This window comes from Nitrosomonas sp. Is79A3, assembly GCF_000219585.1.
In the GTDB taxonomy this organism is placed as follows: Bacteria; Pseudomonadota; Gammaproteobacteria; order Burkholderiales; family Nitrosomonadaceae; genus Nitrosomonas.
Genome location: NC_015731.1, coordinates 1,976,469 through 1,990,733, shown reverse-complemented (window position 1 = coordinate 1,990,733; position 14,265 = coordinate 1,976,469). Strand labels below are relative to the sequence as shown.

The 14,265-nt window shown below is 45.2% G+C and carries 14 protein-coding genes, 1 pseudogene and 1 other annotated feature; of the genes and pseudogenes, 5 read left to right on the top strand and 10 right to left on the bottom strand.

Features of this window, described 5'->3' with window-relative positions; translation table 11 throughout:
- Nucleotides 1-4: 4 nt before the first annotated feature.
- From NIT79A3_RS09180 to NIT79A3_RS09160, 5 genes are all read right to left on the bottom strand, one after another.
- The gene (locus NIT79A3_RS09180; protein WP_013965927.1) at nucleotides 5-1,255 is read right to left on the bottom strand and encodes a ferric reductase-like transmembrane domain-containing protein; all 1,251 of its coding nucleotides are present in this window, start codon (nucleotides 1,253-1,255) and stop codon (nucleotides 5-7) included.
- A 154-nt stretch (nucleotides 1,256-1,409) separates the two neighbouring features.
- Nucleotides 1,410-1,763, bottom strand: coding sequence for a DsrE family protein (locus tag NIT79A3_RS09175; protein ID WP_013965926.1), 354 nt, complete (start codon nucleotides 1,761-1,763; stop codon nucleotides 1,410-1,412).
- 48 nt (nucleotides 1,764-1,811) lie between these two features.
- A complete protein-coding gene (locus NIT79A3_RS09170; RefSeq protein WP_013965925.1) occupies nucleotides 1,812-2,864 on the bottom strand; it encodes a cytochrome-c peroxidase in 1,053 nt (350 codons plus the stop codon).
- 310 nt (nucleotides 2,865-3,174) lie between these two features.
- Nucleotides 3,175-5,616 (bottom strand): plasma-membrane proton-efflux P-type ATPase, encoded by a 2,442-nt coding sequence (locus NIT79A3_RS09165; RefSeq protein ID WP_041360291.1) that lies wholly within the window; start codon nucleotides 5,614-5,616, stop codon nucleotides 3,175-3,177.
- A gap of 38 nt (nucleotides 5,617-5,654) precedes the next feature.
- The gene (locus NIT79A3_RS09160; RefSeq protein ID WP_013965923.1) at nucleotides 5,655-7,217 is read right to left on the bottom strand and encodes a sigma 54-interacting transcriptional regulator; all 1,563 of its coding nucleotides are present in this window, start codon (nucleotides 7,215-7,217) and stop codon (nucleotides 5,655-5,657) included.
- 260 nt (nucleotides 7,218-7,477) lie between these two features.
- Between NIT79A3_RS09160 and NIT79A3_RS09155 the strand changes: the two genes are divergently transcribed.
- Both NIT79A3_RS09155 and NIT79A3_RS18305 read left to right on the top strand, forming a co-directional pair.
- Nucleotides 7,478-8,131, top strand: a complete 654-nt coding sequence (locus NIT79A3_RS09155; protein WP_041360832.1) for a carbonic anhydrase — start codon at nucleotides 7,478-7,480, stop codon at nucleotides 8,129-8,131.
- A gap of 98 nt (nucleotides 8,132-8,229) precedes the next feature.
- The gene (locus tag NIT79A3_RS18305) at nucleotides 8,230-8,481 is read left to right on the top strand and encodes a zinc ribbon domain-containing protein (RefSeq protein ID WP_013965921.1); all 252 of its coding nucleotides are present in this window, start codon (nucleotides 8,230-8,232) and stop codon (nucleotides 8,479-8,481) included.
- A 235-nt stretch (nucleotides 8,482-8,716) separates the two neighbouring features.
- On the opposite strand, the gene NIT79A3_RS09150 is transcribed toward NIT79A3_RS18305, so the two are convergent.
- Nucleotides 8,717-9,007: a type IIL restriction-modification enzyme MmeI gene (locus NIT79A3_RS09150; protein ID WP_013965920.1), complete on the bottom strand. Its 291-nt coding sequence runs from the start codon at nucleotides 9,005-9,007 to the stop codon at nucleotides 8,717-8,719.
- 24 nt (nucleotides 9,008-9,031) lie between these two features.
- Nucleotides 9,032-9,490: a putative phosphothreonine lyase domain-containg protein gene (locus tag NIT79A3_RS09145; RefSeq protein ID WP_041360830.1), complete on the bottom strand. Its 459-nt coding sequence runs from the start codon at nucleotides 9,488-9,490 to the stop codon at nucleotides 9,032-9,034.
- Between the two features lie 185 nt (nucleotides 9,491-9,675).
- On the opposite strand from NIT79A3_RS09145, the gene NIT79A3_RS09140 reads away from it, so the two are divergent.
- Nucleotides 9,676-9,900, top strand: coding sequence for a hypothetical protein (locus NIT79A3_RS09140; RefSeq protein ID WP_013965918.1), 225 nt, complete (start codon nucleotides 9,676-9,678; stop codon nucleotides 9,898-9,900).
- Here NIT79A3_RS09140 and NIT79A3_RS09135 read toward each other — a convergent pair.
- Nucleotides 9,897-11,125 (bottom strand): IS3 family transposase gene (locus NIT79A3_RS09135; protein ID WP_156796972.1). Its coding sequence is split into 2 segments (ribosomal slippage): nucleotides 9,897-10,837 and nucleotides 10,837-11,125, totalling 1,230 coding nucleotides; the frame shifts between segments, so codons are not numbered across the junction. The two genes, NIT79A3_RS09140 and NIT79A3_RS09135, sit on opposite strands and share 4 nt — an antisense overlap.
- Nucleotides 10,731-10,847, bottom strand: a sequence feature (AL1L pseudoknot). (Overlaps the previous gene by 117 nt.)
- A gap of 38 nt (nucleotides 11,126-11,163) precedes the next feature.
- On the opposite strand from NIT79A3_RS09135, the pseudogene NIT79A3_RS09125 reads away from it, so the two are divergent.
- Both NIT79A3_RS09125 and NIT79A3_RS09120 read left to right on the top strand, forming a co-directional pair.
- Nucleotides 11,164-11,875, top strand: a pseudogene (locus NIT79A3_RS09125) (IS256 family transposase); the annotation flags it as partial.
- A 760-nt stretch (nucleotides 11,876-12,635) separates the two neighbouring features.
- Nucleotides 12,636-12,986, top strand: coding sequence for a DUF3147 family protein (locus tag NIT79A3_RS09120; protein ID WP_013965916.1), 351 nt, complete (start codon nucleotides 12,636-12,638; stop codon nucleotides 12,984-12,986).
- Between the two features lie 74 nt (nucleotides 12,987-13,060).
- On the opposite strand, the gene NIT79A3_RS09115 is transcribed toward NIT79A3_RS09120, so the two are convergent.
- Together NIT79A3_RS09115 and NIT79A3_RS09110 are read right to left on the bottom strand one after the other, a co-directional pair.
- On the bottom strand, nucleotides 13,061-13,411 hold the full coding sequence (locus tag NIT79A3_RS09115; protein WP_013965915.1) for a DUF6488 family protein: 351 nt from the start codon (nucleotides 13,409-13,411) through the stop codon (nucleotides 13,061-13,063).
- A gap of 26 nt (nucleotides 13,412-13,437) precedes the next feature.
- A complete protein-coding gene (locus NIT79A3_RS09110) occupies nucleotides 13,438-14,202 on the bottom strand; it encodes a HupE/UreJ family protein (protein WP_013965914.1) in 765 nt (254 codons plus the stop codon).
- Nucleotides 14,203-14,265: the final 63 nt, after the last annotated feature.

Below are 14,265 nucleotides of genomic sequence, written 5' to 3'. Positions count from 1 at the left end.
CTCATTAACGGAAATCGAATTGTTCAAAATGAATTTGTTGCCTAGGCATGTCATGTTCCCGTAGCCACTTGGTAACCTTAGCCATGAATGGCGGTGGGCCGCACAGATACACCTGTTTCTTATTGAGCTTATCAATGCTTTCCAACCACGTGAATAAAAGTGTTAAATCATTCGTCATCGACAAAGAATGAAAACATAGGAGCGCTTGGTTGGTTGCAAACATCTGCAGTTCTTCTTCGTAAGGAACGCTCTCGCTTTCACGATGAACATAAAACATATCGGTGTGCTGGGTGAGTGTTTGACTTCGCAGCAATGCTAGAAAAGGAGTTAGGCCAACACCAGCAGCGATCCATACTTCTGGCGCGATTGGACGATCAAGTAAGAAGGTACCGTAAGGTCCTTGCAAGCGAACAGCAACACCCGGTTCCAGTGACTGTATATGCTGCGTGCAATCTCCCAATGCCTTAATACTCAACGTCAAACTACCATCTTTTGCGATATGACTTACGGTATACGGATGAAAATCACCACAGCCTTGAAAATGTGGCCCTTCAAAAAAAGCCGCACTTATAAACTGACTGGGTGCAATCGGTATGGGTCTTGCCAGCGGCCGTAAATTTACCTCAGTGATGTCTTTCGCTGGATGATCGACTGCGCTGACCTCATAAGGACGGGCACCAATACCTTGGTCAGCACGCAATAATCGCCATCCCACGGATATTACCGCAGGAAGCAAGGCCGCTGTAAGGCTGATGGAAAATCCACTCACAGACCAAATATGTCCCAAACCTAATGCTATCGCTATGACCAATAACATATGAAAGCGCCGCCACATACCATAAGGCAGATGTAGAACAAAGGTCGCTGCCATGCCAAGCGTAAAAATGATTAATGCCAACCAGCCCAAGATATTAGTCGATTGCGGATTAAGTGGGGATAAATACTCCCATGCAATATCGGGATCCAATGGCAAGTAGTGACCGGCTAGCAATAAAGGATGCGCTAGTAACAATACAAAACCTAGTACACCCATTCCATGGTGCCATCGGTACATCTGTTGCAAGCCCCCAAACCAAGTTGCCCATGCTGGTTCACGAATTATTAACAGCAAACTCGCTGCAATCAATCCAGTTCCTAGCCAGCCCGACAAGAGACCAAATCCGAGTACATTCAATGACAATGAAGAAACGACAGTCAATGCCGGTAGCAAGGCAAAGAAGATAACCAAAATAACCGATGCTGCAATTGATCTCATAACAAATATACTATTTTCGTTTCATCTGTTCGGAGATTTGTTTCTTAATAAGGTCTAATGGAAAATCTGAGCTAAGTTCAACTGAATATCGGATTAAGGATAATGACAAATGCACGGAACATACACGATCTGACGATTAAGAATGTGGAGCGCATTAAAAACTGATGAATTTCGCATCCTGACGGGATACATCATGATGCAGATCGTTCATTCCCCCAAATATAGCATTCTTCACCAGCATATCTTCTCTGATGGAACGCGCCTCAGCACAAGGTTTGCACACGAGAATCTTAGCATTCGGATTGGAAAATACTTCAGCAAATTTTGAAGGTGGACCGAAAGGAATCATCTTCTGATGGGTTCCATCAATAGCAATAGTTACAGCATCATGAAAAAGCATAATCATTACTGTATCCCCTGCCTGTAGGGCAGAGGCAGCAAATATGAACGGTAACGCAGCCCGCGTGACATCGGTCGGACCCCAAGTCGTGGAAATAACGTAATGCATTTAAGCTCCTCATCCGGGGGTGTATACCCCCGGCTATATTTTTTAAGTTTATTCCTTACTTTTACTCGCTAAGGAACCCAGAAACGCTTTTACATCATCAACAAATCCAGGACCAACTTGCCGACCAAGTTGATGTTTTGCCATTAATCGAATGGCTTCATCAAGTGTTTCAACTGAACCATCATGGAAATAAGGACCTGTTTTGGTGATATTTCTAAGACTCGGCACTTTAAATACATGCTTGTCAGTTTCAATCCCAGTTATTTCAAACCGTCCCATATCCTTTGTTTCATAGGGTTCAACAACACCTATTTTTTTGTATGAATTTCCACCAATCACTACCCCATTGTGACAAGTAGCGCATCCCATATGAACAAATTTTGTCAGGCCTCTTTTCTCACTATCGTTCAGAGCATTCTCGTCGCCTTTGAGATAGTCATCGAATCGGGAAGGGGTTAGTAGTGTGCGTTCAAAAGCACCGATTGCTTTACCAATATTTTTGTATTGGTATGGATCTTTTTCGCCCTTGAAAGCTTCTGCGAAAAGTCCTTTATATTCTTCTATTTTTTTTAATTTATCGACGACGGCAGCTTCATTGGGCATGCCCATTTCAATTGGATTCAGAATGGGCCCCAGCGCCTGCTCCTCTACATCTTTGGCACGTCCATCCCAGAATTGAGCGATATGAAGCGCCGCATTCATGGTAGTTGGAGAATTTCTGCCACCGCGTTTACCTTCATGGCCTGGTGATGTGGGTTGGCTGTCTACACCAAAATTATCGAGTCTATGACAAGAGTTGCAGGAGATCTGATCATTGATCGAAAGCCGGGGATCCAGATAAAGCTTCTTGCCAAGTTTGATCAAGGCTTCATTCTTTTTCTCATCAATAATGGATACGGGAAGTGGTTCAAAAAATTGTTTTAAGGTATTTTTATCTAATGCATGGTGGCCACCATGCATTCCGCCCATTCCGCCATGATGATCGCCCTCGTGCATTCCACCATGCTGATCAGTCTTTTTCGTATCGACTTGATGGTCATGACCACTTTGCGCATAACTATAGGAACTTAGCGTCAGCGCCAGAAATAAAAATACTTTCATTTTGCCTCCATTAATAATATGAATAGACAGAACATTAACCATTCTTTTATATCGCCAAATGAAAAATCTAGTTCTGCAATAATTATTAAAGGAAAATTTTTTAAAATTCCTTTTGCATTAATCCCAGAATTACAAATGGCAATCTCATTGTATACCTAACTCGCATTTGTTTCTGGCAATATCCCGTATACTTTTTCCCACGATAATCGCAAATATTAATGCGTTCTAGTGGTACATCATCTTAACTCCGAAATTTACACAGGTGATTTCGTGGAATACATCAGGTTCTCATCCTATTTATCCTTGCTGGCTATGCTGTCGCAGCAGGAACACGCCATTTGATCATCGCAACTTTTATGCTGTCGTTCACTACGAGACAAGAAATCATCGCGTAAGCGAAAATTACTAGTGTTTGCTGCCAGGGTAATGTCATGAGTCCTGGGAGTCCCAAGAATGTAAGGGTGGTACCCAAGAAAGTAACTGAGACAAGAGCAATTACAAGAGTTCTGCTGGGCATCGTTGACCAAAAGAAGTGACGTTCCCGAGCAGATACGATTGAGAAAACGGCAAAGTAGAACAGTGTCAGAAAGCTGAAGGTGTAGAGGGCATCATCATTTTTTGCCAAGTTAAAATGTGACCAACCTATCCACAAGAGAAGTAGCGACTCTACAACCATGACGATGCCCAGTACCACGGATACGGTAATGAACCCTCCGATGTTCCACGTTTCCGGTTGCTTGGACGGCCGCACATGATCAGTGGCGAGAGCGATCTTCGCAAAGTCAGTCATAAATACTAGCAGCAGCATCGCAAAGGCGGAAATGACGAACTTGCCGGTCACCACAAATGCGATAGCCACGAAGGCGGCTTTCAGGATCGTCCGGCTGATCTTGTTGATGATCCAGGTTAAAATGCGCTGATAGATCATTCGCCCTTGCTCGACTAGCGCGACGATATTGGTTAATCCCGGTTCGGTCAGGACGACACTTGCGGCCCCTTTAGCCACATCGGTTGCGGTGCTGACGGCGATGCCCACTTCGGCCTGGCGCAGTGCGGGTGCGTCGTTAACACCATCGCCCGTCATACCGGTCACATGCCCTGCGGCTTGCAGGTGCTGCACCACGATATATTTATCTTCCGGATACACTTCGGCAAAACCATCGGCGCCTGCTAACAAATCTACTGCTTTGTTGTCGGCCTGAGCGCTTGCGGCCTTTAAATCCGCTACGCGCCTGATGTTGGGTAGCCCGACTCCCTGTGCGATTTCACTCGCAACCGCTAATGCATCACCCGTGAGCATTTTCACCGGAACACCGAGGTCGTGAAGTGTAGCGATGAGTTGCTTGGCATCCGGGCGAGGCGGATCATACAAGGTTACCAATCCGACTAATGCCAGGGTACCTGTTTCGGAGCCGCGCGCCACCGCCAGTGTCCGATAACCTTTGAGGGCAGATTCGGCGACACGGGCTTCCAATGCTTCGATTTCCTGGGGATGAAACCCGCAGGCCTGGGCGACGGTTCGCACAGCGCCCTTCATCACACGCAGTCGTTGCCCACTCTGTTCAACAACGGCTTCTGTTCGTCTGTTTGTGGCATCGAAAGGTGTGAAGGAGACTGGCGTGACAGCGGGTATGCCATCAAAGATCTGTCGTTTTTTCGACTCAGCCAGAAATGCCAAGTCAATCGGATCCTGGTTGGCTTCTTGAGAGGCGAGTGCACCGACAAACAACACATCGGTTTCCGTCGTATGCTCCATTGGAATCACGCCAGTGACAGCCAGTTGGTTCATCGTGATTGTGCCCGTTTTGTCCACACAGAGCACGTCCATCGTCGCGGCATCTTCTACAGCACTGAGGCGCGTGACCAGCACACCGCGCTTCGCTAACTCTTTCGATCCGATGGCCATGCTAACTGTAAACATGACAGGCAAAGCAACCGGCACAGCACTCATCAATAGGACGAGCATAAGTGGAATCATTTCAAGAAGCGGCGTGCCGCGGATTAGCGATATGACGATCACCAGGCTCACCAGTGCGCCAACAATAACGAAAAGCCAGCGAACCACCTTAGCCACTACGGCTTCGATGTGGAGTTTCGGTCGTGCTTGCTGCACCAGTTCAGTGGTGCGGCCGAAGTAGGTTTTTGCTCCAGTCAGGATAACCACGCCGTTGCCTTCGCCATGACGAACGACAGATCCCGATGACACCACTTCGCCCAGAACCTTGTCGACATCCTGTGATTCACCGGTCAGAGCCGATTGGTCTACATTCAATTCTCCAGCGAAGAGTTTTATATCCGCCGGAATGATATCGCCGGGGCGCATTCGGATGATGTCGCCTGGAACCAGTTCGCGAGCGGGGCAGACTTGCCAGCTTCCCTCGCGCAGTACCCGCGCGCTTACTTGCAAGCGTTTACGCAATGTTTCAACGACACCGGCAGCCCGCCGTTCCTGTAAAAAGCTCAATACAGCATTGACTACCAGCAATGCGCTCACTATAACCAAATCAGAGAATTTACCCAGAATTGCCGACAAAATCATAATCAATTCCAGCATCCACGCCGACACCCCCCAGAATTTCCCGATAAACATGAGGACCGGATGCTTTTTTTGTTCAGCTACTTCGTTGTAGCCATGTTCCTTCCTACGGTTATCCACTTCAACGTGTGTGAGGCCTATTTCTGGATTTATATCAAGCGCTTTGAGCGTTTCAGAAATAGAAGCTGAGGCAATATCAGGGATATTAGAGCTCATTGGCATTTTTTCGAAAGAGTTAATTCATAGGATGATTTTTAATCAAGAATCCGAAATTCTGCCAAGTTTATTTCGTATTTTTTTAGTTTGGCGTAAACAGCACGAGAAGTAATTCCCATGTTCTCAGAGACTCTTTTTATATTTCCGTGATGCTGTTTCAAAGCTGTTTCAAGGAATGATTTCTCAATTTTTGTAAGGGTATGTTCTTTTATGTTTTTCCACTCAACGATGTTTTTTGCTTGAGTTGGTAGCTCTAAATCCAATTCAGTCATTTTTTTGCTGCTGACGAACAGGATGCTGCGTTCAAGGATGTTTTCTAACTCACGGACGTTGCCTGGCCAATGATAGGCGCGGATTTTCTGCATGACTTCACGGCTTACTGATTCAACTTCTTTGTTATACCTCTTGTTCAATCGCTGAATGATCAATTGCACAAGATAAGGTAAATCTTCCGGTCGCTCGGCCAAGGGGGGGATACTTAAACGAACAACATTGATGCGGTAATACAGATCATTGCGGAATAAATCCTGTTTAACGAGACTTTCCAGATTTTGATTCGTTGCTGAGATGATCCTTACATCAACTGCCAATGTTTGTTTTCCGCCAACTCTTTCCAATTCTGCTTCCTGGATCACACGAAGCAATCGGGTTTGTGCCGCTGGCGATAATGAGTCAACTTCATCCAGAAACAGAGTGCCGCCTTCGGCTCGCTCAAAATACCCATGGTGTACTTCTATAGCACCAGTAAATGCGCCTTTCTCATGTCCAAACAAGGCACTTTCAATCAGACTTTCCGGAATTGCGCCGCAATTAATGGTGACGAATGGTTTATGGCAGCGATCGCTCATCGCATGTATGGCACGTGCTATCAGCTCTTTACCTACACCTGTCTGACCCTGTATTAACACCGTTGCCAGAGTAGGTGCAATAACCTCGATTGATTGCAGTATTTTTTGCATCATCGGTGACTTTGCTATGATCGCAGGAGACTGATGTTTTTTTGATATTTGCGTACTTTGTTTGTGCCAAAGCCTTTGCATGCTTGATTCAATTCGACACTGCAATTCATTTATATCATTAATTTCCTTGACTGGCGTTGTATCGGTATATTCCATTCCGGCATGCCCTTTTGCTGCATGTGGATTGGTGTAAATACATACTTCACATTTGCCATCCTGGCGGGCTATACTTTTTTTGATTTCAACTTTGGCATAACCAAAGTTTCTGGCTGCGATACCCCCAAATACACTGGATGTCATTCTGCATAATTCAGGAAAGTTGGTAACTTGCTCGCCGAAAGGACAACAGGTGTTGGTAACTGTAATACAGTCCTGATTACTGGAAGCCAGTGAAAATTTACCACCGATATTGTTTTTGATGCCGAGTATGAGTTCGGTATAGCTTTCAACATCGAGATGTTCGCTTTTATGAGTATTTTCCCGATAAGTTTCTTCAAAAAAGCATCCTGCAGTTTTGGCTATATGCTCTATCAACTGTTCGCAATGCTTTTGTCCTTGTTGTTCGCTTGCATGCATAAGCTCAAGAATAAAGGTTTGTAGAAAAAAGACCGGTGTTAACTCAGAAAGCGGATTATTGTTCATGGATTATCAATTAGTGAAGTTTAACTTCACTAATTGAATCATGACTACACTATTGTGGCAATAACTATAATCCAACCAATTGTAATTAATGAGAAATATAATTTCATTTTAGTGGCATGGTATTTGCGTTTAATTTCACTGCATCTAAAAATGATCAGATGTGCGGAGTAAATATCCGGTATGAATTCCTTCAGGCGCTACTGAAAAAAGTAGATCACTTTAAGGAGTTTAAAATTCAACCATTAACGAGGAACGACAAATTGAAAACTCTCAAAGAAGAATTAGGCACACGCGTTGCCGCATATGATCTCTGGGCACAACGCCGCCGTCATGGTCAGGACGGACATAATAATCGCAAGTTGTGGGTGCTTGCCTGTATGGACGAACGTCTACCGATAGATGAAGCGCTAGGTATCCATGTAGATACTCCAGCAGGTGGTGGAGATGCGCATTGCTTCCGTAATGCCGGAGGTATCGTTACCGATGATGCAATTCGCTCAGCAATGCTGACTTGCAACTTCTTTGGCACAAAGGAAATCGTCATCGTACAACATACGCAATGCGGTATGCTGTCTGTCAATGCGACCGATCTTGAAAAAATGTTACGTGACAAAGGGATCGACACCGACAATATCGCCATGGACCCGACATTGCCCGAATTAAAGCTGGACAAAGGCGCTTTTGCTAAGTGGATCGGGATGATGGATGACGTGGATGAAACCTGCATGAAGACAATAGAGGCATTTAAAAATCACCCGCTCATTCCCAAGGATGTGGTCATCAGCGGATGGGTTTGGGAAGTTGAGACTCGCCGGCTGCGAGCACCGACACGAGATGCTGAAAAACGAGCCAGAACCGATGTCACCTCAGCGCAATTCGGCGTCAAAGTGAAGCAACCACCTCGTTGGAGCTAAGTTCAAGAGAAAAACCTGGAAACGTGATCACTTGTTGTGCCAAGTGGTCGCGTCATAACATTTCTTAGAAATGCCTTGATTAATGGACGAGATTCTAAATGCCAACTTATGATTACTTGTGCACACAGTGCAAACTACAATTCGAGACGCGTCATTCAATGAATGCGCCCAATCCAAATTGTCCGGCATGCGGGAGTACGACAGAAAAGGTTATTCTTTCTGCTCCCGCGACGCATGGCAACATGGCGCGTGGCCGTGACCTGGCAATACGTTCACTTCAGCCAAAAACCGATCCGGTAAATCACGTACACATACCTGGATGCGGATGTAGTCGTCATAAGCATTCTTAGGCACGAGTGAATCTCTATTTGCTGTTTAAACTCGTTGTTTGAAGTGGTTTAATCTCTTCGGGTGCTAGCTTATTTGTTCAAGAAATTTGTTTCAATAGGGATTTGTTAGCGCAGGAATGAGCCTAGACATTTTTTATGTGCTGGCACAGTTTAGGATTTGGCGCAAGAATTTAGACTTTACGAATAGGTTAAGGTGGATAGGTTAGTTCGATGTTTTTACTATTGCTAGAGCTTACTAAAAAACTTCATGAATAAACTTGGCTTTCTGGCGATTGGTTGCTGGTCTGTTTCTGAGTTTTTCCAGTGTTTTTAGCACTTCACCAGCTGGGCAGGCTGAAATATGTATGTTGTTGTACTGGAGGACTGCACCTGCTATATCGGTTTTGTTGCTATTGCCGCTTCTCAGACGGCTGATGGTCGTGGCCTTGTTCCCAAATGCTTCCAAAAATGCATAAGGGAATTGTGCCGGATCAAATGGTTGCTCCGCCAGTTTGGATATTGCTTCTTCAATCTCTACAGCGTTCAAAACACCACCTTGTCCGATTTCAGGTTAGGCTTTATACAGAGCAAAACCTGCAGAGAGGTCAGAATAGATACCGGCGATGGTTTGTTCATCGCTTTTATATGACGCAGCTCTTTTGAAACCCATTTCACGCAGATGACCTCTTATTTTCATAACATCGCTCTCATCATCACAATCGTAGGTGTAAACACACACGACATAAACGCTACCCTTGCTTCGCCAAGCAGTGGATACCTTTGCTTGCTTCCATAGTTTTCCATCTTCAACAGCCTTCTTTACGTTGCGCCACGTGTCGTCAATATATTTTTCAGCAACAAAGAGCAGCCATTTCCCTACTCGTTTAGGCTCTGGCTGGGGATTTTCCCCTCTATAAGTTGCTACGATAAATGCTGCATGAGTTACTTCACTGGGATTTCCTTCTTCGACAGACTGCACAACATCGGCTTCAAAGTCTTTCTTCGCGCCATACAGTTTTTTATTTGTCATTTTTGTTTTATCTTCCATTGCAAGTAAATTTTTAAACCCATAGTGCATGATTGAGTTATAAGTTACGAGGCTAGCTAGAAGCGTTGAGCTATGATCATTTCTGGTGTATGACAGGAGAAGAGAGCGGTGTAATCTGTTGATAAAGATCTGCCCAGATCAACTATCAAAATAAGGAGAACACCGCAATGACAGATAATAATGTTTTTAAACTGAATAGACCAGAGCAGGATGATCCGTTGCAAGAGGTGCTCCGGGAAGGTGCACGTAAAATGTTGGCTGCAGCTATTGAAGCGGAAGTATCGATCTTTATTGAGCGGTATGGACTTTTAGAAACCGCTGAAGGTAAATCGGCAGTGGTTAGAAATGGTTATCTGAATCACCCCGGGTTCTCTGGAGGCTATTTGGTTTAAGTAACTTTGGCAGAATCCAAGTTGGCTAACTGCCGGTAGTATTGTGCCTCAGCTTCCGCCGGCGGTATATAGCCGATGGGTCCAAGCAAACGCTGGTGATTGAACCAGAACACCCAGTTCAACGTCGCCAATTCAACGGATTCCCTGTTTTTCCATGGCCCCTGCTTGTGAATCAATTCAGCTTTGTAAAGCCCGTTGATCGTTTCGGCTAGTGCGTTATCGTAGCTATCTCCTTTACTGCCAACCGACGGTTCTATTCCAGCCTCGGCAAGCCGCTCCGTATAACGGATAGAGACATACTGGGAACCCCGGTCGCTGTGGTGAATCAAGGCACCCAGCTCCGGTTGCCGGGCGTATAAAGCCTGCTCCAGCGCATCCAGTACGAAGTCCGTGTGCATGCTGGAACTGACCCGCCAACCCACGATGCACCGGGCAAACACGTCGATGACGAACGCGACATATAGCCAGCCCTGCCAGGTGGAAACATAGGTGAAATCCGACACCCATAACTGGTTTGGGCGATCCGCCTTGAATTGCCGGTTTACGCGATCCAGCGGGCACGGCAGCGCCTTGTCCGGAACCGTGGTTCGCACAACCTTGCCGCGCCGCACACCTTCCAGCCCCAACCGTTTCATGAGCCGTTCAACAGTGCAGCGAGCTACCTGCATTCCTTCGCGCTTAAGTTGCCGCCATACCTTGTCGGCACCATACACCTGCAGGTTAGCCTGCCACACACGCTGAATTTCTGGCATCAAAACCTCATCGCGTTGGGCACGAGTGCAACGCAATGCCGGATTGCGCCGCTCGGCCGCGTGACGCCGATACCCTGACGGGGCGACCTGCAATACCTTGCAGATCGGCTCGACCCCGTGGGTGTCACGATACCGGTCGATGAACGACCTCAGGATTTGAGTTTGCGGTCGAGCTCCGCCTGGGCGAAAAAAGCACTGGCCAGTTTCAGAATTTCATTGGCGCGACGTAATTCCTTGACCTCACGCTCCAGTGCTTTGATGCGTTCGCGCTCTTCACTGGTGATGCCATCTCGTAGGCCTGTGTCGATCTCGTGCTTCTTTACCCAATCATGCAATGTCGGCGGCGCGCAGCCGATCTTGGGCGCAATCGATTCTATCGTCGCCCACAGCGAAGGGTACTCACTGCGATGCTCTTGCACCAGGCGGACTGCTCGTTCTTTTACTTCGGGGGAATATTTGTTTGTTTTGTTCATCGCTCCATTCTCTCAAGATTTGGAGCCTCCTCAAAACCCGGGGCGATTCAGACCGGTTATGTTTGTTGGTGATTATCGGTTCCGATGAAACGGGGCGCAAAGAATTGCTGGCGTTGTCTGACGGCTACCGTGAATCGGCTGCGAGTTGGGAGGAAGTATTAACGGATTTAAAGCAGCGAGGACTCAAGAACGCACCTAAATTGGCTGTCGGTGATGGCGCTCTGGGATTCTGGAAAGCTGTCACCAAGCTCTGGCCAGAAACCGATCAGCAGCGCTGCTGGGTGCATAAGACCGCCAATGTATTGGAGAAACTACCCAAATATCATGCAACCCAAAGTCAAAGAAGCCTTGCATGATATTTGGCAAGCGGAAACTCGGGAAGAGGCTTACAAAGCATTTGATGATTGTATTGAACGATTCAGCCCAAAATATCCAGGCGCGATGGATTGCTTGGCCAAGGACAAAGATCCCATGTTGGCTTTCTATGATTATCCTGCCGAGAACTGGCAGCACATCAGAACCACCAACCCAATTGAGTCTGTATTTGCTACTGTCAGACTAAGAACTGCCAAAACGAAAAATTGTGGAAGCCGTATAACAACACTGACGATGGCATTCAAACTCATGGAAACCGCACAGAAAAAATGGTTCCGCTTAAGAGGTTATAATCTGTTAGCAGATGTAATCAATGGCGTTAAATTTGTTAACGGTATTAAACAAGCAGAGGATCAAAAACAGAATGCCGCTTGATTCTCTATACACCAGATTTGACTATAGCTCCATGTCGTTTCTACATACCCAAGGACACAGACTCTGATCGTTCGTGTTTTACATCAACGCATGGATTTCAAACGACACTTACTAACTTCTAAAAAGAACCGTTACATAAATAATAAAATGCTTAACCGCAACTCTAAATGTGTGCCAGCTGATTACTTATGGTTTTCTATGCTACCGCACAGCCCACATCTGCTTCAAGGATGAGCTAAAAATATCCTAGGAGCAATGGAATAACACACCGGATTATAAAGTATGAAAATACGATTTTTGAACCTTGCTTATTAGTCGGGATTGAAAAATCTTTAGCATATTTTTGAAGCACCCTGGATAAACATTACGCCTACCTTACATAAAGCAGTTGCCCACAGCTTTATCCACGGAAATTGTGGATAAAGTTTTAGCTAATAAAATTAAAATATTGATCTGTGCCATTTTCGCAATTGTACTTTCAACATATTAAGTTACGCTGTCAAGTATGGAGCCCGTCAGGATTAAGCGGCAAGCAGATTTACATACTGTTGCTACAAAAATATCGGGAGACAGACAACTATGAATCTGATACTTTCCTCAACTGAGAAGGATGATCATAAATCCAATGGCATTCAGGTAGGGGCCTCTTTACTGAGAAAATCGAAATACCTAGGATCTTCAATAATATAATGAAACTACCGCTAGCCTTTTCAGCCCCTTTATTGTTGCTCATGTGGGATACTGATTAAAAATCAGGCTTATGCTTTATTACACATTCAAAATCCTTCTCTCTGCCATTGTCATCGTGGCCATCACAGAAATTGCAAAGCGGAACACAGGCTTTGCTGCACTCGTAGCAGCTCTGCCACTTACATCATTGTTTGCGTTTGTTTGGCTCTACGTTGACGGCTCTCCGCTATCTCAGATTGCAGAACTTTCAATGCAAATTTTCTGGTTAGTATTACCTTCACTCCTATTGTTCTTGCTGTTTCCCATATTGCTTAAGCATGGCCTGGGTTTCTGGCTTAGTCTCAGTCTATCTGCTGTTGTTACCATTGGTTGTTATTTTATTTTCATATTTCTTCTGCGTCACATTGGGGTGCAATTGTAGAAACGATCTTGCCATAGTCATAGTAATCATAAGAAAGAACTAGCGCCAAATACTATCTCTAAATGTTAATGAGCTTACTTTCCGGTGAAGTTTGCAGCAATAAAATTGCCCGGGGCTGTGAAAAACATATAAAGTTTTTCTTTCGTCTTGTCATCAACAGTAGGATTGGTAAATGTGACTAGCCATTCTTTGCCTTTTTTTCCGTCTACTAGCTCGATCTTATCTTGTTCAATCGTTTTCCAGGACGAGTCGATCTTGCTTTGCTTAATCAATAGCTCTTTTCGCTCAACCGCGCAATTAATTACGACTTCTTCCGTAGCAATTGTTTTTCCATGAAAATGGCAACTGTTGGCTTCGTCCGCTATAACTCCACTTGAAAAAATCAAAACGGTGGTCAATAGGGTCATACGTAATAAGTTTTTCATTACATTACTCCTTAGTAGTGATTTAATTAAAGACTGTCTCGTCCAGTATCGGTACTTTGTTCAACTTCTAGATCCTCATGTGCATGTTTGTGTTCTTGGCTGGGAAAGCGAAAACTATCAGGGTCAGAATCATGTTGATACCCGTGCAATTGCATCAACAGCAAGAGTGTTCCCGCATAAACGAGAGCTTGATTAGACGCAAAGCTGAATCGTTTAAAAGACGGCTTATGTCTCCATAGAGAAAGCACGGCTACCATGACCATCAAAGCGACGATCTGACCTATTTCCACGCCCAGGTTAAAACTCAATATCCGTAACAGAATACCGGCATTGTCGTCACCGAGTGGCAACTGCTGGAGGCGAGTTGAAAGGCCAAAGCCGTGAAGTAAGCCAAATAGAAAAACTGCTCCCAACAGATTGGGAGATTTCATATCCAGATACTTCTGGAAGCCACCGTTATTGTCAAAGCCTTTATAAATCACGCTAAGCGCAATAAATGCATCAATCAAAAAGTAATTCCAGGTAATCTGGTAGAAGGTTGCAAAAATTAGAGTGATGCAGTGCCCGACTGTGAAGGCTGTTACAAACTTGGCTATGTCCTTGAAACTGGACAGGAAAAACACCACCCCAAATAGAAACAGCAAATGATCATATCCAGTTAACATGTGGCTTGCACCAAGCCCCATGTATTGAAGATAACCCCCATTTAGCATGCGTAGCTTATCTTCCTCGGAAATGCCATGGGCTATCGCGGCATCCGGCATTAAAAAGAATAATAAAATAAAGGGCACCTCTAAAAATTCAATTTACAAAATGAGGCAGGTCAGGGAAAGCATGTTGTTATTTTTGGCTGT